The organism is Yaniella sp. (assembly GCF_030453185.1).
GTDB lineage: Bacteria > Actinomycetota > Actinomycetes > Actinomycetales > Micrococcaceae > Yaniella.
On record NZ_JAKDKW010000044.1, the window covers coordinates 1 to 20082 of the forward strand.

A 20082-nucleotide genomic window follows, 5' to 3' on the forward strand; every position below is an offset into this window, starting at 1 on the left:
CTGCGCCCCCCCCCCCCATGTTCTATAAAAACACCCCGGGCGGCCCCCCCCACCAACCCCCGCCGCGGCGCCCCGACCGTTAGTTTAAAGCAGTTAGTGCTTTAGAGAGCCAGTTCCTGGCCAGGGAAGATCAGTGTTGGATCAGAGATCTGATCGGTGTTGAGCTCGAAGATTGCTTCCCAACCACCTTCGACACCTTGTTCAGTAGCGATCTTGTTGAGGGTGTCACCTGACTGGACAGTGTAGGTTTCACCGGAAGCAGCTGCCTCTGGTGCAGGCTGCTGTTCAACTGGCTGTTCCTGAACAGGGGCCTCTTGCTGCTGTGGCTGTTCTTCAACAGGGGCCTCTTGCTGCTGTGGCTGTTCTTCAACAGGGGCTTCTTGCTGTTGAGGCTGTTCTTCAACAGGGGCTTGTTCCTGCTGTTCTTGTGCAGGGGCCTGTTCCTGCTGTTCCATAGGCTGCTCAGCTGGTTCAGCCTGGCCAGAGGCACCGACTTGCTGCGAGCAGGATGGCCAAGCGCCCCAGCCCTGGTTATCTAGAACGTTCTCAGCAACAGCAATTTGCTCGCTACGGCTTGCGTTAGCTGCGTCGCCAGAGCCGCCATGTGCTTGCCAAGTCGAAGGGCTGAACTGCAGTCCACCCGAGTAGCCGTTACCGGTATTGATGCTCCAGTCACCACCAGATTCACATTCGGCCAGCTGATCCCAAGTTGAATCAGGTGCTGCATTTGCTGGTGCAGCAAAGCCAAAGAGTGGGACAGAGATCGCAGCAGCTGCGATAAGAGTCTTAGTTGCGAGTTTGCCGCGTGACGGTTTGGTCATTGCGTGGCGTGCTTCATGCTTCAAGTTTAGTCATTCCTTTCCTTCGCAAATTTTGCGATAGGGAGTTCATTTCCAGATCACGGCATCCCGTGAGAGTTCATTAAGTTTTCATTTCATTGGCGGATGCCAGCAGGTTCGAAATGACCTGGGTTCGCCACACTACATGTTCATGCTTCGTTATCAAAACGTTATAGAGCAATTGATTGGTGCCCGTCGTCACTTTTTAGGTGGAAGAGAAATGAACGATTGATAAAACCCCTAGTCAGAAAGGGATAATAATGATCAAATTGACGACCTTTTAATGACCTGTGAATCGTCTCAGAAATCGCTTAGTGCCTGATTCTTGCCGGTTTCGTTACGGATTTGAGCTTAATGAGAGCCAATAAATGACGCTAGGTAGAGGCACAAGCGAGCCGTATTTTGGGTATCAAAAAACCGGTAGAGCGATTCGCTCTACCGGTTTTCAAGCACATATTGTGGGATGCTTTGACAGGTTAGAAGTCTCCAGAAAAACGTGACATAAGACCGAGTGCGACAATGATACCGCCCCAGAGCAATGCTAATGTCACGGTGAGTCGATTGAGGTTTCGTTCAGCTACGCCTGAAGAGCTCAGACCGCTGGTAACACCACCGCCGAACATATCGGACATACCGCCGCCGCGACCCTTGTGCAGCAGGATAGCAAAAACCAACGAGACAGACACGATCACTAAAATGATCTGGAGCACAAGTTCAAAATTCAACGGGTATTTTCCATTCTTCGTTGTCTAGTCGGTCAATAGGTGATGTTCGAACCTGACAATACTAGCAAATTGTTCATCGTCGAGGCTTGCCCCACCGACCAAGACACCATCAATGTCGCGTTCACGCATGATGGTAGCTACATTGTCTGCTTTGACAGACCCACCATACAACACCCGCGTAGCGTTCGCCGTTTCAGAGTCGTAGAGTGTAGCGATTTCTTGACGGAGCGCCGCTGACATTTCTTGGGCATCACCGGGGCCGGCTACTTCTCCTGTGCCGATGGCCCAAACGGGTTCATAGGCCACCACGAGATTGGCTACTTCTTCGGCTGAAAGACCTTTCAGGGCTGCTCTTAGCTGGTGCATCGTAAAGTCGATGTGTTCGCCAGCAGTCCGCGTTTCAAGCCCCTCACCCACACAAAGAATAGGAGTGAGTTCATGACGCACGGCGGCTTGCAACTTGGCGTTGACGGTCTTATCGGATTCGGCATGAAGAGTTCGCCGTTCCGAATGTCCAACGAGCACGTAGGTGCAGCCTAATTTGCGGAGGAAATCACCGGAGATGTCGCCGGTATAAGCACCGGAGTCGTACTGTGATACATCCTGCCCACCATAGGTAAGGTCAAGTTTATCGGCCATAATCAACGTTTGAACGCTGCGCAAATCTGTAAATGGTGGAAAGATTGCGACTTGAACTCGGCCGAAATCGTGATCGTGGTCAGCCAGTGTCCACGAAAGTTTTTGCACCAAAGAGACGGCTTGGAAATGATCCATGTGCATCTTCCAGTTGCCGGCGATCAGTGGGGTGCGGTCGTAGACTCCGTCAGTCTTTGCGGTCAATGAGACTCCTGTCGTATGTGAATCGATGTGGTTGTGGGGTTGGGGTTAACGAGCCAAGGCATCGATTCCTGGCAGGGCCTTGCCTTCTAAGTATTCTAGGGAAGCTCCCCCACCCGTAGAGATGTGACCGTAATCTTCGTCGGCAAAACCGAGAGCGCGCACGGCGGCTGCTGAGTCTCCACCGCCGACAACGGAAAGCCCCTGCACATTCGTTAGAGCTTTGGCCACGGCGTAGGTCCCGCCTGCGAAGTTTTCCATTTCAAAGACGCCCATCGGGCCGTTCCAGAATACGGTGGATGATGCCTCAATGTGTTGCGAGTAGAGTTTGGCAGTTGCAGGACCAATGTCCAAACCAAGGCCATCGGACCCACCTGGTCCGCTAGCCATGGCGTTCGCATCAACTACCGCGTGGGCGGCATCTGCGCTGAATGCTTCGGCAACGATGACGTCAGTCGGGATCACAATATTTGCTGCGCCTGCTTCGGAGCGTCGCAGGTAGTCTTTCACGACTGGGATTTGGTCCTCTTCCAACAGCGACGATGCAACATCGTGGCCCTGGGCCTTCAAGAAGGTGAAAGCCATTCCCCCACCGATCAACAGTGTGTCGGCGCGATCGAGGAGATTATCAATAACGGCGAGTTTGTCTGAGACTTTGGACCCGCCAAGAACGACCGTGTATGGACGGTGTGGATCTACGATGAGGCGGTCTAGGACGTTCAGTTCTGTTGCCACCAGGGCGCCCTGATAGCTGGGCAGCAGGGAAGCGATGTCGTAGACAGAGGCGTGCTTGCGATGCACAGCTCCGAATGCATCGTTGACATATGCGCCGTCTGGGCCGGCTAGGGCGGCGAATTCAGTGGCCAGTACGGCACGCTCAGCGTCATCGTTGGACGTCTCACGCGCATCAAAGCGAACATTTTCGATGAGCAAAATCTGACCATCTTCTAACTGAGCTGCTTTGTCTTGAGCCGAGATTCCAGTGACGTCTTCTGCCAATGTGACGGAAATATCAGTCAATTCGGTCATACGCTGAGCAACAGGAGCAAGAGAGTATTGCGGAACAACGGTACCGTTGGGGCGACCAAGGTGCGCGAGGACGATGACCTTGGCACCGGCCCGTGCAAGGTCAGTGATAACCGGTAACGACGCGCGGATTCGACCGTCGTCAGTGACTTTTCCATCGTTGAGCGGAACATTGAGATCGGATCGGACGATTACGGCTCGTCCGGCAGCAGATGGCAGAAGGTCACGAATAGTTTGGGCCGTCATCAATATACTCTTTGGGTCTCGACAATATGGTCAGGCCGACGATTGCGGCCGTTAACATCTTAGCCATGTACGGGGAAGTTTTTTGTTAAAAACACAAGGGATCTTTTGCCGAATGGCAAAAGATCCCTTGAATATCAAAGTAGGCGCTACCGGCCGTACCGGATTGCGTTCATACTATGGCTTGACGAGGCCAGCTGCGCCAGAACGGGCAGCTTCGAAACGTGCCTGGACATCTGCCCAGTTAACGATGTTCCAGATGGCCTTGACATAGTCTGGCTTGACGTTCTGGTAGTCCAGGTAGAAGGCGTGCTCCCACATGTCCAGCATGAACAGTGGAGTAGTCGCTACTGGGACGCCGTTCTGCTGATCATAGAACTGTTCGATGACGAGGTTGCCACCGATTGGTTCGTAGGCCAGGATGGCCCAACCGGAGCCCTGGATGCCCAGTGCTGCTGCGGTGAACTGAGCCTTGAAGTTGTCGAACGAACCAAAGTACTCATCGATGGCTGAAGCGAGTTCACCAGTTGGTTTGTCGCCGCCTTCTGGAGAGAGGTTGTTCCAGAAGATCGAGTGGTTGGTGTGACCACCGAGGTTGAACGCCAGGTCTTTGGTCAGCTGGTTGATGTTTGAGAAGTCGCCTGACTCGCGTGCGGCTTCCAGCTTCTCAAGTGCGGTGTTTGCACCGTTGACGTAAGTGTTGTGGTGCTTGGAGTGGTGAAGCTCCATGATGCGGCCGGAAATGTGTGGTTCCAGGGCGCCGTAGTCGTAGGACAGTTCTGGCAGAGTGTATTTCGCCACGTATTCCTCCTAGTAAATTCGGATAATGATCCGAGTGTTTTGCTGATGTTTATATATCAGCGAGATTGTTGGCTCACGAAATAACGTGAACCACTACCTTCTATATTAGGCTGCGACCCCCGGGGGTCGGTCAAGACTTGAGAGCTCATCGGTCTGCGAACAGGTGTGTGATTTTAGTTGCTCTCGCGGAACTCAGCGGGGACGGCATCATGTGTATTGGGCAGGTTCAATTCCTGGGCGCGCTTATCAGCCATAGCTAGGAGTCGGCGGATACGACCTGCGATAGCGTCTTTGGTCATAGGCGGTTCGGCCATGCGTCCGAGTTTGTCCAATGAAGCATGTTGGTGTTCAACACGTAGCTTCCCCGCGTACTCGAGATGGTCGGGCACTTCATCTCCCAGGATTTCCAGGGCGCGGGTAACTCGCGCGCTTGCAGCGACGGCAGCTTGTGCTGAGCGACGGAGGTTAGCGTCATCAAAATTCGCGAGTCGGTTCGACGATGAGCGGACCTCTTTGGTGGTTTGACGCTTCAACCAGGTTTTGACGGTCTGCTCGGCCCCCATGGCAGTGAGCAGGGTGGTGATGGTCTCGGCATCTCGAATGATGACCCGATCAGCCTGGCGTACCTCACGCGCTTTGGCCGTCACCCCGAGGCGGCGGGCAGCTCCGACCAGTGCTAAGGCAGCTTCAGGCCCGGGGGCCACGACTTCTAGTGCGGACGAGCGTCCGGGTTCGGTGAGGATCCCTTGAGACAAGAATGCTCCGCGCCATGCCGCTGCCGCATCTGCGACACTGCCGTTGACTACCGCAGGCGGCATACCACGGACAGGTCGTCCGCGGGGGTCCATGAGTCCGGTTTTGCGTGCTAGCTGGGCGCCGCCTTCCATGATGCGCAGAACGTAGCGTGCACCCCGTCGGGAGCTGGAACCCTGCAGGGTGATCAGATCGCATTCGGTACCGAAGGTGTTTCGCAGGGTGCTGCGTAGACGACGTGCGGCACCTTCGTGATCGAGCTCGGTTTCAATGATCAGGCGACCCGGTAAAAGTTGCAGACCTCCACCGAACCGCAAGATACCGACAACTTCCGCTAAACGTTCAGACAGTCGCGTAACTGGTACCCGTGCGAGTTCTTCTTTAGCGGTTGCGGTAAGTGCCATGTGGTGTTCACTGTTCTTTCTTCGCGCATGCGCGAGCGTTCTATTTTCCTCGAGCTATGACGGGATTTTATCGAATGCCTCGGAAAAGGCCACTGCGAGTCGTAATGGGTCATGTACAGTATCGCGATGTTCGTCCTTTACTTTACTAAACACCACGGTTGCACCTAACTTTTCGGCCGCTTCGCTGAATTCAGCTGCGTGATCTTCAGTGACCACAGTTGGGTCGGCGATGATCACATCGATACGGAATTCGGGCGCGTAATAGTGCAGCACGGAGAGATGTTCGGCTGCGCTCATACCCTGGGTTTCGGTGGTCGAAGGCTGCAGGTTCATGACGAGACACCGTTTGGCCGTTGACTGGTCCAATGCAGCACGTTGCTCTTCAAGTAGAAGGTGCGGCAGCACCGAGGTGTACCAGGAGCCTGGTCCAATAATGATCCAGTCGGTTAGCTCAATCGCGTCTAATGCCTGCGGGGTCGCTGGCGCGTTTGCGGGTGAGAGTTCGATATGGCTAACCCTGCCAGCCCCGGCGATTTTGGCGAGTTTGGCCTGACCGGTTACCGAACGGCGGGTAAGTTGGCCGTCTTCGTCGGCTAGGACGGTACCGGAGATGGTCATGGGCGTGGTGGACATAGGTAGGACAACGCCTCGCGCCCCGAGTAATGCACCGGCCCATGCGAGGCCATCGACTGGGTCTCCGAGCAATTCCCATAGGGCGACAATCAAGAGATTACCCAGCGCGTGGTTGTCCAAGGTGCCAGGCTCTCCGCTGAGATCAGAAGTTTTAAACCGGTGTTGCATGGTGTCGCGCCAAGTGCGACCCCAATCAGTGTCATCACACAGTGCGGCGAGTGCCATGCGGAGATCGCCGGGGGGTATGACATCCATTTCTTGACGGATAACACCGGAGGAACCGCCGTCGTCGGCAACGGTGACGATCGCGGTGATTTCCCCGGAAATCAACCGCAGAGCGGATAATGTGGCATAGAGCCCGTGCCCTCCACCCAGCGCAGTGACTTTGAGGTTCGGCGAATAATGCCCGATCGTGGCACGTTCGGGACGTTGCACCGGGGCTAACGGCAATTGGCCGGTGAAATGCATGCTCATTCGCGTCCCATGTCACGGTGGGAGATTTTGGCCTTGACCCCCGAATAGGTGGCCAATCGTTTGGCGATTTCTTCGGCGATGGCAACAGAGCGGTGTTTACCGCCGGTGCAGCCGAACGCCAGCGTTGCGTAATGCTTATTTTCCGAGCGATACCCTTCGATGACCGGTTCCATCATGGCAACGTAGCTGTCTATGAAAGATGCGACGCCTTTACGTTCCAGCACATAGCTCGAAATCTCTTGGTCTTGGCCGGTAAAGGGCCGCAGTTCTGGCACCCAGTGTGGGTTGGGTATAAAACGGACATCAGCAATATAGTTCGAGTCTTGCGGGACCCCGTATTTAAAACCAAACGACATGATATTCAACCGAATGATTATAGGGCCAGACTCGGTGAACAGTTCGGTGGTTGCGGTCGTGAGATCGTGGACGTTGAGGTCCGTAGTATCGATCATCATTTCAGCTTGATCCCGCAGGGCCACCATAAGCTCACGTTCAGCAGCGATACCCTCGAGGATCGAACCGTCGCCCTGCAATGGGTGCGGACGACGAAGGGTTTCAAACCTGCGCACCAGGACTTCATCTGCGGCATCGAGGAACAGTACGCGAAGTTCGGCACCGTCAGTGCGGAGCTGGTTCATAGCTTCTTGAAGGGCCTGAAAGAATTCCTTAGACCGTACATCAACAACCAGCGCCAATTTTAGTGGGGTGTCAGGATTTTTGCCGATCAGCTGGGCCATGGTGGAGAACAATTGCGGCGGCAGATTGTCAACGACGTACCATCCGAGGTCTTCTAAAGAGTGTGCTGCTGTGGTGCGTCCGGCGCCCGACATGCCGGTAATAATCAGGACTTCAGCGGTATCTGGTTTTACCGGTTGCAGTTCAGAGGTCATGATTGTAGCTTACCCTGTTCTTTCGACGCGGATTGGTTGGTCAAGGTGTCGTAAATGGCTTGTGCAAGCTTGGGCCCGACACCGGAAACGACCTGCAGATCTTCAATCGAGGCTTGGCGGACTTTCTTGAGGGACCCAAAGTGCTTCAGGAGCTCTTTGCGACGTTTTTCCCCGAGACCCGGGACTTCATCCAATACCGACTGGATCATGGAACTGGACCGTTTTGACCGATGTGCTTGAATAGCAAAACGGTGGGATTCATCACGTAAACGCTGTAAGAGATAGAGCCCCTGCGAGCTACGCGGCATGATCATTGGGAAATCATCCCCAGGGATCCACAACTCTTCGAGACGTTTGGCAAGACCAACCACCGGGACGTCGTCGATGCCTAAGTTCAACAGGGCCTGTTGTGCCGCGTTGACCTGGGCCAGTCCCCCATCGACCACGACAAGAGACGGCGGATATGAGAATCTTTTGGGTTCCTCACGGTCGTCTTCATCGCTCGAGAGCTCGCCGGAGTGCATCTCGGGTGCTTCGGCTTGTTCTTTGAGGAAGTTCTTGAAGCGGCGGCTCAGAACATCGTCCATCGCAGCGGTGTCATCGCGGGCGGCATCACCGGTGACATTGAATTTCCGGTAGTCGCGTTTTTTCGGCAAACCGTCTTCGAACACGACCATGGAGCCCACTACATTGGTGCCCTGAACATGCGAGATGTCGTAGGCCTCGATGCGCAGCAGTGGCTGGTCGAATTCGAGTGCTTCTTGGAGTTCACGCAGGGCAGCGGATCGGGCTGTGATATCGCCGGAGCGGCGAGACTTGTGAAGTCGCAGTGCACCGTTGGCATTTTCTTGGACGGTTTCTAGGAGTTGGCTTTTGGTGCCACGTTGCGGAACGCGCAGATTCACTTTGGCGCCGCGGCGCTCAGCCATCCACGTTTCAATCTGCTTGGGGTTCGCTGGCAGCACCGGGACTAATACTTCACGTGGGATGCGTTCGGTGTCCTCCATATCGCCATAAATTTGTAGCAGGAGTTGTTCGACCAGTTGCGGTTCGGTGGTGTCTTCGACTTTTTCTACGACCCAACCACGTTGTCCACGTATTCTGCCGTCGCGAACGTGGAATACCTGAAATGCGGCTTCCAATTCGTCTTCAGCAAACGCGAAGATATCAGCTTCGGTGGTTTCAGGAAGTACGACGGCGTTGCGTTCGAAAACCTTTTTCAGTGCTTCGATGTCGTCACGGTATCTGGCCGCATCTTCATAGCGTAAATCAGCAACGGCGGTTTGCATCTGCTGTTCAAGTTCGCGCAGGTACGGTCTCACGTCCCCGTTCATGAAGGCGACGAAATCTTCAGCCAGAGCGTAGTGGTCTTCCTCAGATATCCGGTTCACACACGGGGCAGCACACTTGTCGATGTACCCCATCAAACACGGACGGTCAGCTAATTGGGCACGACGAAAGACACCGGCTGAGCAGGTTCGTACGGGAAAGACTCGCAGCATGCGGTCTACTGTTTCGCGAATTGCTTTGGCGGGGTGGAAAGGCCCGAAGTATTTGACGCCCTTGCGGCGGTCGCCACGCATCACCATGACCCGCGGGAATTTTTCGTTCATGGTAACCGCGAGGTAGGGATACGATTTATCGTCCCGGTACATGATGTTGAACCGCGGAGTGAACTCTTTAATCCAGGTGTATTCCAGCTGGATTGCTTCCTGCTCGGAAGCGACGGTGGTCCATTCCACAGCTGCAGCCGTGTGCACCATAGTGCGCGTTTTTGGCGGCAGCGTGTTCGGATTAACGAAATAGGAGCTCAGACGGGAACGGACGTTATTGGCTTTACCCACGTAGATAATTCGGCCGTGTGGATCTTTGAAACGGTACACGCCCGGATCCGTGGGAATGTCTGACGTTTTTGGCCGGTATGAGGCTGGATCAGCCAAAGGTTTCGGGTCTCCTTGCGTTGTTAGGAGGCCGTTTCGTCTGGCCTCTTATTGTATTCGTCGACGCGTTCCTGGCCGGTCAGCTCGGAAATTTGTTCCATAATATGATCAGTGGTTTTGCGTCGAATTTGTAGCCCGTGTTTGGGACCAAGATGTTCAACCTCGATGGGCTCTCCAACTCGGATTTCAAACTTTCGAGGCAGAATAACGTTTTTTCCGGGAGGCTGCAGCCTATCAGTGCCGATCAAACCCACCGGAATCACGGGGACGCCGGTGCTTAGGGCTAGCCATCCGACGCCGGTGCGGCCACGGTAGAGGCGACCATCTCGAGATCTAGTGCCTTCCGGGTAGATACCAACGCCGTCGCCATCCCCAACAAAGTCGACGAGTTGTTTCAGCGCTGTAACCGATGCGGAGTGGTCGCCACGTTCAACCGGGATGGAGCCCACTGAGTCGAAGAAACCGCGCATAATTTTGCCCTTGAGCCCTTTTTGAGTCCAGTAATCGGCTTTGGCAAAAAAACGAACCTGACGGGGCAACAAGGATTGGATAATAACCGAATCCAGGAATGACAGATGGTTGCTAGCCACAATAAATCCGCCGGTTTCTGGGACGTGTTCAAAACCTGATGTTTCGGGGCGCGCCCCGACACGAAGTAGCGTGCGAACACTCGTACGCACGATCCCAGTTTCGCCGATTGCCATTATGACCCTCCCTGCCCAATGTGGGCAGTGTTATTGCGTGTGGACTCATTGATTCTACAACGTTATGTATGCAATACATCCGCTAAGAATCTACCGGTATGACTGGCCGCAACTTTAGCAACCTGTTCGGGCGTGCCGGTGGCGACAATCTCGCCGCCGCCAGAACCGCCTTCTGGACCAAGATCAATGACCCAGTCAGCAGATTTTATGACATCCAGGTTGTGTTCAATGGTGATGACCGTGTTGCCCTTCTCGACCAGCCGGTTCAATACAACTAGCAGTTTACGGATGTCTTCGAAATGTAGGCCGGTGGTGGGTTCATCGAGTACATAGACAGATTTACCGGTGGCACGACGTTGTAATTCAGTAGCGAGTTTGACGCGTTGTGCTTCACCACCCGATAACGTGGTCGCCGGTTGACCCAGTCGTACATAGCCCAGACCAACGTCCACGAGAGTATTTAGGTGGCGGGCGATCCGCTGGTAGGGAGCGAAGAATTCGGCGGCTTCCTCAATGGGCATGTTCAAGACTTCCGAAATATTCTTGCCCTTGTACTCGACCTCTAGAGTTTCACGGTTATAACGGGCGCCGTGGCAAACTTCACACTGGACATACACATCGGGTAGGAAGTTCATTTCGATTTTCAGCGTGCCGTCGCCCGAGCAGGCTTCACAGCGGCCGCCTTTAACGTTGAATGAGAATCGACCCGGTTTATAGCCACGTACTTTAGCTTCCTGGGTGTCAGCAAACAGGTTTCGCACATGGTCGAAGACGCCGGTATAGGTCGCAGCATTGGAACGCGGGGTTCGTCCGATCGGTGACTGATCGACATGCACGACTTTGTCGAGCTGGTCGAGACCGTTGACTCGACGGTGCCGTCCGGGAACATGTCGAGCGTTATTGAGTTCGTTGGCCAGCACCTTGTACAAGATCTCATTTACCAGGGTCGATTTCCCTGATCCCGAGACACCGGTTACAGCGGTGAAAACGCCCAGCGGGAATTTCGCTGAAACGTTTTGCAGATTGTTTTCGCGTGCCCCGACTACTTCAACCTGGCGGTCTTTTTCAACGGGACGCCGTTTGGGCGGAATGACGATTTCTTTGCGACCCGTGAGATAGTCACCGGTCAGGGAATCGGTATTGTCTTTGAGCCCGTCGAGGGAACCGGAGTGCACAATATAGCCACCCTTTTCGCCGGCCGCTGGACCAATGTCGACTATCCAATCAGCTTCACCGATGGTCTCCTCATCGTGTTCGACGACGATCAGCGTGTTGCCCAGATCGCGTAAGCGCAACAGGGTTTCAATGAGGCGGCGGTTATCACGCTGGTGGAGTCCAATTGATGGCTCATCGAGTACGTACAACACCCCGACAAGACCAGATCCAATCTGGGTTGCCAGCCGAATACGTTGCGCTTCCCCGCCAGACAAGGTACCGGCCGGGCGTTCTAAGTTCAGGTAGTCGAGACCGACGTCGAGCAAGAATTTCAGGCGTGCATGAATTTCAATCAGGACTTGGTCAGCAATCTTGGCGTCTCGCTCGGAGAGTTCTAGCTGCTGCATAAATTCGATCGAGTCTTCCATTGGCATATGAGAGACTTCGGCAATCGATTTGCCTCCGACTAGCACGGACAACGAAGTGGGGTTTAGTCGCGCTCCCCCACATGCGGGACAGGCTACTTCGCGCATATAGGACTGGAAACGATCGCGAGCTTGGTCGGATTCGGCTTCCTCGTGTTTGCGTTTGACGTAGTCGATGACACCTTCAAAACCGGTGGTGTAGCGACGTTCGCGCCCCCAGCGGTTCCGGTAGGAGACTTTAACTTTGAAATCTTTACCGTGCAGAAGCGCTTTTTTCGCTGCCTTGGACAGATCCTTGTACGGCGTATCCATCGAGAACCCGACCTCGTCGGCAAGTCCTGAGACCAGGCGCTGCCAGTATTCTCTGGTGCGTTTGCCAATATCCCACGGTGAGATCGCTCCTTCGGCAAGCGTTAGATCCGGGTCAGGAATGATCAGCTCTTCATCAACCTGCAGCTGCGACCCGATACCGGTACAGGTTGAGCACGCACCGAACGGGTTGTTAAAGGAAAACGACCGCGGCTCGATTTCATCAATATTGAGGATATGTCCGTTGGGACAGGAGAGTTTCTCGGAAAACGACCGGAACTTTGCACGCCCCGCTTCATCGACGGCTTCCCAGTCGCCTGTATTACGTTTATCCGGGCTGATGTGTGCGTCGATATCCACGAAGTCCACGACGACGACGCCTTCTGCGAGTTGCAGTGACGTTTCCACGGAGTCGGTCAGACGCTGCCGAATACCGTCGCGGATCACCAGCCGGTCAACGACCACCGCGATATTATGTTTGATCTGTTTTTCTAGTGTCGGCGGATCCGCGAGTTGGATCTGTTCGCCGTCGACAATGGCCCTCGAAAAGCCTTGGGCCGAAAGGTTGGCAAAAAGATCAACAAATTCACCTTTGCGACCGCGCACCACCGGGGCGAGCACCTGGAAACGGGTGCGATCTTCAAGATCGAGTAACTGATCAACGATATGTTGAGGTGTCTGCTGTGATGCGGGTTCACCACATTCCGGACAGTGTGGCACACCGATTCGCGCCCATAGAAGGCGCATGTAGTCATGAATTTCGGTGATGGTACCGACCGTTGAACGCGGGTTTTTCGACGTCGACTTCTGATCAATCGAGACAGCAGGTGAGAGACCTTCGATGAAATCAACCGATGGCTTATCCACACGGCCAAGGAACATCCGTGCGTACGAAGACAAGGATTCGATATAACGGCGCTGACCTTCGGCGAAGATGGTGTCGAACGCCAAGGACGACTTCCCTGAACCCGACAGGCCGGTGAACACAATGAACGCGTCACGTGGAATGTTCAAGTTCACGTTTTTTAGGTTGTGCTCACGAGCTCCCTGGACCACAATCCGGTCGGGTTCGTGTTCGCCCTCCGTAGCGTTGGACTGATCTGTTTGGGATACCAGACTGTTGGAGTGTTGTTGGCTGGATGAGCCGTCAACGTTATGTGTGGTGGTCAAGTACGTGATCCCTCGAGTCATGAAAGACAGTAGAAAGCTAGACTTCTAGGATAGAACAATTCTTGGCCTAACACGGATTGTGGCCGGCCAACAGGTACGACTCTTCGCGCAAAGCTAAGCTTTTCCAAGGAAGGACACCATTCGCAACGACGCGCGTGAAGGTGTAAATTAGCGGTCATGTCCAAAACGTCTCCAACTATCGGCTCCATCAAGCTCCTGTATGACCTGCCTCAGGTCACGATCCGAACTCGTTCGGTTTCTGAGATGGACAATAACGTGTACCTGATTACTTCAAAGACGACCGGTTCCCAGGTGTTGATTGATGCCGCAGATGAACCAGATGCCATCATGGAGCTGTTGGCATCTGCCGCAGACGATACGCCGTGTGACCTCGACTTGGTTTCCCTGATCACCACACATGAGCACTGGGATCACATTCGGGCATTAGCCGACATCGTTGATCGGACCCAAGTACCGACCTCCGCCGGCGCGCCAGACGCCGATGCGATTGAAGAAGCCACCGGTGTTACCGCCAAAGTACGTCTGAAGCACGGCGACAAGGCCCAATTCCCGGGAATTGAATTAGACGTCATTGGACTGCGTGGCCACACCCCTGGATCAGTTGCCTTGGTCTATGTACCCAACGGCGACGAGCCGACCATTATCTTCTCTGGCGATTCGCTGTTCCCAGGAGGCGTTGGGAACACCTGGAACGACCCAGAACGCTTTTCCTCGCTTATCGACGACGTCTCACAACGTGTTTTTAACAAGTATGACGACGATACTGTTGTGCTGCCCGGACATGGTGGTTCGACGGTGCTTGGGACTGAACGTCCCCATGTCGAGCAATGGCGTGAACGCGGCTGGTAACTGTTTTGTAGATGACTTCATAGTTCGATGATGAACTTCAGCGAAATGAGTGCCGCTGATGGAAATTAGATGAAGTAATCCAGTTCCTTATGACCGACCACAAAGATGCGTCGGAACGGGTAGACGGTGACTTCTTGGCCGTCGGGACCAACATACGGCGGATAGGCATCGAGCATTTCGGCTTTATAGCGAGCTACGAACGAATCCTGCAGAGCGGTGCTGTGTTCCGCATCGTGTTCAGCCAATTTCTGCAGCACTGGACGCAGTGCAGCACCCTTGACCCAGTCAAACACCGGATCCGGGCCCGTAAGTACCTGGTGATACGTGGACTCCCAAACATTGGGACGGAAACTGTGCTCTAACAGCATGTGGGTGTAGTCCTCGACCGAGTGAACGGTCTCCCCCGTGTAGGCAGCCTCTGCGGCAACTGAAAACTTTTCTTCACCGGCAAGCTCCCCGATGAACTGGTGGGATCGCGCGACGCTGTTCCCTGGCACCTGCATGGCGAACCACGCGCCAGGTTTGAGTGCCTTCAGCCACTCACTGATGATGTCAATGTGATTGGGGATCCACTGGAACATCGCATTGGAGACGATGGCGTCTGTCTCCGCCGGGGGTTCCCATGTTGCGGCATTCTGTTGAGCAAACGAGACGTTGGTGTACTGATCGGCAGTTGCCACGAGCTGACGGGCGTCGTGGATCATCTCGGCTGAAGCGTCAAAACCAGTGATGTTGGCTTTCGGCCACCGGTGGGCCAGTGTGACCGTCATGTTACCGGGACCACAGCCGATATCGTAGACCTGTTGCGGCGCCTCAAGTTGGACGGCGTTGGTCAGGTCGACGAAGGGCCGCGCACGATGGCCGGCGAAATGGGCATATTGGGCAGGATCCCATACGAAGTTTTCCATAGTCTTAGCCTAAACCGGTTGGGTTTATGTGTTGCGACTCGGCGTTATGAATCGCAATGTTTGGCATATGCCGCGACCTGCTGCGGGCGTACTAGGATGTATTAGGTGCAACTGACTGATTACATTCCTGATCCTGACCGCGGCGAAGAGATTGAACCGGTACTGCTCTACGATCGGTTCGTCGAATGGACAAGTGAACGTGGTATCCAACTGTATCCGGCCCAGGACGAGGCCGTCACCGAATTAGTGGACGGTAAAAACGTCATTATGGCAACTCCGACAGGCTCGGGGAAATCAATGGTGGCGCTGGCCGCGCACTTTTATGCGTTGGCACACGGGCAGACCACCTATTACACAGCACCAATTAAGGCTCTGGTTTCGGAGAAGTTCTTCGATTTAATCGAAATTTTCGGTGCTGAGCACGTTGGTATGGTCACCGGAGATTCGGCAATCAACCCGGATGCTCCGATCATTTGTTGCACCGCAGAAATTTTAGCGATTCATGCGCTGCGTGAAGGCTCTGGGCTCGATGTCGGCCCCGTGGTCATGGACGAATTCCACTTCTATGCTGACCCGCAACGAGGTTGGGCATGGCAGGTACCGCTACTGGAGTTGCCACAAGCCCAGTTTGTGTTGATGTCGGCGACCCTTGGGGATACAACACAATTTGAAACGTCCATCACCAAGCGCACAGGACGAGAAACAGTCACTGTCTCCTCTGCGACCCGACCGATCCCGTTGCATTTTGAGTACTCCGAAATTCCGGTGCAACAGCAGATTGAGGCCCTGGTGGAATCACAGCTTTCACCGATCTACATTGTGCACTTTTCGCAGCTGGATGCGGTCGAGCAGGCGTCGAATCTGGCATCTATTTCGGTGGCAACTCGTGAAGAAAAAGACCGCATCGCCGTAATCCTGCAGGACTTCCGTTTCACTTCTGGTTTTGGCAAGACTCTGAATCGGTTGATTCGCCAGGGAATTGGCGTACACCACGCCGGTATGTTGCCCAAATATCGCCGGCTGGTCGAGAGGCTGGCCCAAGATGGCCTACTGAAAGTGATTTCTGGAACCGATACCCTCGGGGTGGGCATCAACGTGCCGATTCGTACGGTGTTGCTGACCGGGCTGTCAAAATTCGATGGCACACGCCAGCGGCACCTCAACGCCCGAGAGTTTCACCAGATAGCCGGGCGTGCTGGTCGCGCAGGCTTCGATACGGCTGGGACCGTCGTTGTACAGGCTCCAGCGCATATCATCGAAAATGCGTTGGCGAGTCAGAAGGCCGCTGAGAAGTTCTCGAGTATTAAAAATGAGGACGAGCGGGCCCGCCGAATTGCCCAATCCACCAAATCCCAACCGAAGAAATCCCCACCCAAGGGTTTCGTTTCTTGGTCCAGGAGCACCTTCGACAAATTGGTAGTGGCCCAACCGGAACCCATGGTCTCGCGGATGCGCATCACGCACTCAATCCTGTTGAACATCCTTGCTCGTCCGGGGAACCCCATCACGTCCGTGCGACGGATGGTCCAGCGGTCCGCCGAAACCAAGGCCGCCAAAGCACAACTGCAACGCAGAGCCATCGGTATTTTGCGCGAACTGCTTGTCACCGACGTCGTGGTAGTCAACGACAGCCCAGATGCATGGGGCAACCGGTTAGAACTCACCGTGGAGCTGCAGGCTGATTTCGCCCTCAACCAGCCGTTGTCGCCATTTGCTCTTGCCGCGTTTGAGCTGATGGAGACTGACTCACCCACGTATGCAGTCGATATGGTGTCCATTATTGAAGCGACTCTGGATGGGCCACGACAGATCCTGACGGCCCAGTTACGGAAGATCCGCGACGAGGAAATGGGGCGCATGCGGGCTGATGGTGCCGAGTACAACGAGCGGATGAAGGTGCTGGACAGTCTCACCTATCCTCAGCCGTTGGCCGAACTGCTCAACCAGCAATTTGAAATTTATCGGCAGGGTGCCCCCTGGCTGTCCGAGTTCGAGTTACAGCCCAAATCCGTGGTGCGAGATATGTATGAACGTGCCATGGGATTCGGCGACTACGTGAACTACTATGGCATCGCCCGCTCCGAGGGCGTGCTGCTGCGCTACCTCACCGACGCCGCAAAGGCGCTGCGTCAGACCATCCCGCAGGAGTTGCGCACTGAAGACCTCGATTTGCTGCAGCAATGGTTGGAGACCATCATCGTGACCACTGACTCCTCGCTGCTTGAGGAGTGGGAAAACATGATGACCGATGACGTCGACCAACTGATCGCCGATCACGAGTCCCTCGCCCCACCAGAGCCACCTAAACTCACGGACAATGAGGCGGTTTTCCTTGTCATGGTGCGCAATGCAATGTTCCATCGAGTACAACTATTCGGAGACGAACAGGATGCCCGGCTAGAAGCCTTGGATCACCTGCCCGATGGCGCAGTCCCCTTCACTTCGGATAACTGGGCCGATGCACTCGATGACTTCTTCAACCAGTACGAGGATCTCGATGACTCCCCTGCCGCACGAGTACCAGCATTCTTCCGCATCAACACCAGGCCCGAACTTACTAGCGGAGAAATGGCCGATGTCGGAGCAACAGACGGGGACTACTGGTTGCTGTCTCAGGTGCTCGTTGATCCTAACGGCAACCACGATTTTGCCATCAACGCCGTCGTCCATCTGGCAGCTTCCAATGAAAAAGGTTCGCCTGCTGTGACGACCCTATCTGTAGGTACACCGGTCCTGTAGGAGGAACTGCAGCTATGAAACACACCTCTACGACCACACAGGTCAGCGGCCAAGTGCGCGAAGCGATCCCAGCAGACGTGCCAGCAATTTTGGACTTGATCCATCAGTTAGCCGTCTACGAACTCGAACCGGATGCCGTGCAGAACACTCCGGAGATGCTCCACGACCATTTGTTTGGTGACACTCCCCGAGTCTTTTGCCATGTGATCGACGACGTCGTTAACAATGAAACGCAGGTAGTGGGCATTGCGATCTGGTTTGAGACCTACTCAACGTGGGAAGGCGTACACGGGATCTGGTTAGAAGATCTGTTCGTGATCCCTGCGATGCGCGGACGCGGTCATGGAAAACAGCTCCTACTCCACCTCGCCAACATTGCGGTGGAGCGCGGGTACAGCAGATATGAATGGACTGTACTGAACTGGAACACGCCTTCCATCGAATTCTACGAATCACTAGGAGCAGTACCAATGAGTGAGTGGACTACTTACCGACTCGAAGGTGCTGGGCTCCACGCCGCGACACAACGCTAAGAGGGGATTCGGGACCCTCGCCAAGTTCGCGGCCACCTGCCACACTTGATATCACACAGACTTTTCAAGGAGTTCCTATGCCTATCGCTGACCACAAGCCTGGAATTGTTTCCTGGATGCTTGATGGCACCGGGATAAGAGACCATTTTTTCACTGTGCCGTTGGACCATGCTTACCCGGACGGGGAAACGCTGACGGTCTTTGCTCGCGAGTATCGGTCTGCTGACGGCGAGAACAAACCGTGGCTGTTGTACCTTCAAGGTGGTCCGGGTGGCAAAGGCTCTCGCCCGGCACGTGTGGGCGGGTGGATGGCAGAGGCTTTGAAACACTACCGCGTGCTGATGTTGGACCAGCGCGGCACCGGCCGCTCGACACCAATCAATCGGCAAACGCTTGCTCAACGTGGTGCACCGGGCGCTCAGGCTCAATATCTGCGAAAATTCCGTGCTCCCAATATAGTGGCAGACTCTGAAGCCATCCGGGCTGCGCTGGAGTCAGACCCGTGGGTGACGCTTGGGCAATCATACGGTGGGTTCTGTACGCTGACGTACCTGTCATTCGCACCCGAGGGTCTGGCCGGTTCGATGATCACAGGTGGCATTCCACCATTGCAAGGTCCTGCCGATCAGGTTTACCACGCTACGTATAAGCGGATGCGGGCTAGAAATCGAGAATATTTCCGCCGTTTTCCGAAGGACCAGGAAACTTTGGCGAGTATTTATCGACGGGTTCGACGTGATGACGTTTACTTGCTAGATGGTTCTCCACTGACTGTTGGACGTGTCCAAGCGTTGGGGATGTATCTGGGCGGCAACACGCGAATCGATACGTTGCACTACATCTTCGAGGAAGCTTTCATCCCGGGTACCTCAACCCTTTCGGATACCTTTCTTGAGGCTGTCTACCAACAAGTTTCCCGGGCTACGAATCCGCTGTATTTGGTTTTGCATGAGTCTATTTATGCTCAACCCGGCGCGCAGCCCACTGACTGGGCTGCGCAACGTGTGCTGGCCGAATACCCGGATTTCAATCCGAAGAAGTCGGATACTCCCCTACTCACCGGTGAGATGTGCTTCGACTGGTACACCGAACTTGATCCCGTTTTGCAGTCTATGGCCCGAGCTACCGATATGATCGCGGCCTACTCGAATTGGGGCCCGCTGTATGATCTAGAACAACTGCACCAGAATACGGTTCCGGTTGCTGCACTGGTGTATACCGACGACGTATTTGTGGAGCGAAACCTTTCGTTGGCTTCAGCCGAACAGGTAGCTAATTTGCAGGTGTGGGAGTCAGATCAGTGGCACCACGATGGTATTGGCGAAGCTGGTGCCGAGATCTTCAAACGCCTCCACAGCATGATTACCTCTGACTAGTAAAAACCAGGCTGGACCGCCTCGTACGAGGTGTATCGTCCCAGTAATCCCGATAATATTCCTGTGCACAACGCAAAGCTGACCATAAAACAGATAGCTATCTTTAGGCGGCGAGGCGGAGGGATATGGTCCATTGGGTGCTTGTGGCATAGCAATCCGTTGCGAGCCTGACCTCGGGTAGAGGTTGTTCATCCGGTGGCCCCTGTTTATCGGGTGGAATGCCCTCAAGAACCGGTCCGGTGTCTTTGGAATACCTGTGACCGGTGGGTGTGATCACCGAAAGGTGTTCTGGTGTTGCTTGGTGTGTCCACCCGGTGTTTTCTTTGAT

Annotated in this window: 17 protein-coding genes; 4 read left to right on the top strand and 13 right to left on the bottom strand. The window is 54.7% G+C overall.

Annotated features, from left to right (window positions below; all coding sequences use genetic code 11):
• Positions 1-101: 101 nt before the first annotated feature.
• From L0H14_RS07745 to uvrA, 11 genes are all read right to left on the bottom strand, one after another.
• Positions 102-821 carry a transglycosylase family protein gene (locus tag L0H14_RS07745; RefSeq protein ID WP_301418691.1) on the bottom strand — a complete coding sequence of 240 codons (720 nt, stop codon included), beginning with the start codon at positions 819-821 and terminating at the stop codon, positions 102-104.
• A gap of 494 nt (positions 822-1315) precedes the next feature.
• Positions 1316-1564, bottom strand: a complete 249-nt coding sequence (gene secG / locus L0H14_RS07750; protein WP_301418689.1) for a preprotein translocase subunit SecG — start codon at positions 1562-1564, stop codon at positions 1316-1318.
• A 24-nt stretch (positions 1565-1588) separates the two neighbouring features.
• Entirely contained in the window at positions 1589-2404 is an 816-nt protein-coding gene (gene tpiA / locus L0H14_RS07755; protein WP_301418687.1) for a triose-phosphate isomerase, read from the bottom strand.
• 45 nt (positions 2405-2449) lie between these two features.
• Positions 2450-3673 (bottom strand): phosphoglycerate kinase, encoded by a 1224-nt coding sequence (gene pgk / locus L0H14_RS07760; RefSeq protein ID WP_301418685.1) that lies wholly within the window; start codon positions 3671-3673, stop codon positions 2450-2452.
• 174 nt (positions 3674-3847) lie between these two features.
• Positions 3848-4471, bottom strand: coding sequence for a superoxide dismutase (locus L0H14_RS07765; protein WP_301418683.1), 624 nt, complete (start codon positions 4469-4471; stop codon positions 3848-3850).
• Between the two features lie 173 nt (positions 4472-4644).
• A complete protein-coding gene (gene whiA, locus L0H14_RS07770) occupies positions 4645-5628 on the bottom strand; it encodes a DNA-binding protein WhiA (protein WP_301418681.1) in 984 nt (327 codons plus the stop codon).
• Positions 5629-5682: 54 nt separating this feature from the next.
• The gene (gene yvcK / locus L0H14_RS07775; protein WP_301418680.1) at positions 5683-6735 is read right to left on the bottom strand and encodes a gluconeogenesis factor YvcK family protein; all 1053 of its coding nucleotides are present in this window, start codon (positions 6733-6735) and stop codon (positions 5683-5685) included.
• Entirely contained in the window at positions 6732-7625 is an 894-nt protein-coding gene (rapZ, locus tag L0H14_RS07780; RefSeq protein WP_301418678.1) for an RNase adapter RapZ, read from the bottom strand. Before rapZ ends, yvcK begins: the two co-directional genes overlap by 4 nt.
• Positions 7622-9565 carry an excinuclease ABC subunit UvrC gene (gene uvrC, locus L0H14_RS07785; RefSeq protein ID WP_301418676.1) on the bottom strand — a complete coding sequence of 648 codons (1944 nt, stop codon included), beginning with the start codon at positions 9563-9565 and terminating at the stop codon, positions 7622-7624. The genes rapZ and uvrC overlap by 4 nt, the downstream gene beginning before the upstream one ends.
• A gap of 23 nt (positions 9566-9588) precedes the next feature.
• Positions 9589-10269, bottom strand: coding sequence for a 1-acyl-sn-glycerol-3-phosphate acyltransferase (locus L0H14_RS07790; protein WP_301418674.1), 681 nt, complete (start codon positions 10267-10269; stop codon positions 9589-9591).
• A gap of 62 nt (positions 10270-10331) precedes the next feature.
• A complete protein-coding gene (uvrA, locus tag L0H14_RS07795) occupies positions 10332-13274 on the bottom strand; it encodes an excinuclease ABC subunit UvrA (RefSeq protein ID WP_301418693.1) in 2943 nt (980 codons plus the stop codon).
• A 231-nt stretch (positions 13275-13505) separates the two neighbouring features.
• Here uvrA and L0H14_RS07800 point away from each other — a divergent pair, with 231 nt between their 5' ends.
• The gene (locus L0H14_RS07800) at positions 13506-14198 is read left to right on the top strand and encodes an MBL fold metallo-hydrolase (RefSeq protein WP_301418672.1); all 693 of its coding nucleotides are present in this window, start codon (positions 13506-13508) and stop codon (positions 14196-14198) included.
• Between the two features lie 65 nt (positions 14199-14263).
• Here the strand turns inward: L0H14_RS07800 and L0H14_RS07805 are convergent, their stop codons facing one another.
• Positions 14264-15106: a methyltransferase domain-containing protein gene (locus L0H14_RS07805; protein ID WP_301421600.1), complete on the bottom strand. Its 843-nt coding sequence runs from the start codon at positions 15104-15106 to the stop codon at positions 14264-14266.
• 105 nt (positions 15107-15211) lie between these two features.
• Between L0H14_RS07805 and L0H14_RS07810 the strand changes: the two genes are divergently transcribed.
• The 3 genes from L0H14_RS07810 to L0H14_RS07820 all read left to right on the top strand — a co-directional run bounded on the left by L0H14_RS07810 (position 15212) and on the right by L0H14_RS07820 (position 19754).
• A complete protein-coding gene (locus L0H14_RS07810; protein WP_301418668.1) occupies positions 15212-17845 on the top strand; it encodes an RNA helicase in 2634 nt (877 codons plus the stop codon).
• A gap of 14 nt (positions 17846-17859) precedes the next feature.
• Positions 17860-18378 carry a GNAT family N-acetyltransferase gene (locus L0H14_RS07815; RefSeq protein WP_301418666.1) on the top strand — a complete coding sequence of 173 codons (519 nt, stop codon included), beginning with the start codon at positions 17860-17862 and terminating at the stop codon, positions 18376-18378.
• A 77-nt stretch (positions 18379-18455) separates the two neighbouring features.
• Positions 18456-19754 (top strand): alpha/beta fold hydrolase, encoded by a 1299-nt coding sequence (locus tag L0H14_RS07820; protein ID WP_301418664.1) that lies wholly within the window; start codon positions 18456-18458, stop codon positions 19752-19754.
• Between the two features lie 103 nt (positions 19755-19857).
• On the opposite strand, the gene L0H14_RS07825 is transcribed toward L0H14_RS07820, so the two are convergent.
• On the bottom strand, positions 19858-20082 hold a 225-nt coding region (locus L0H14_RS07825; RefSeq protein ID WP_301421602.1), incomplete at its 5' end, for a hypothetical protein.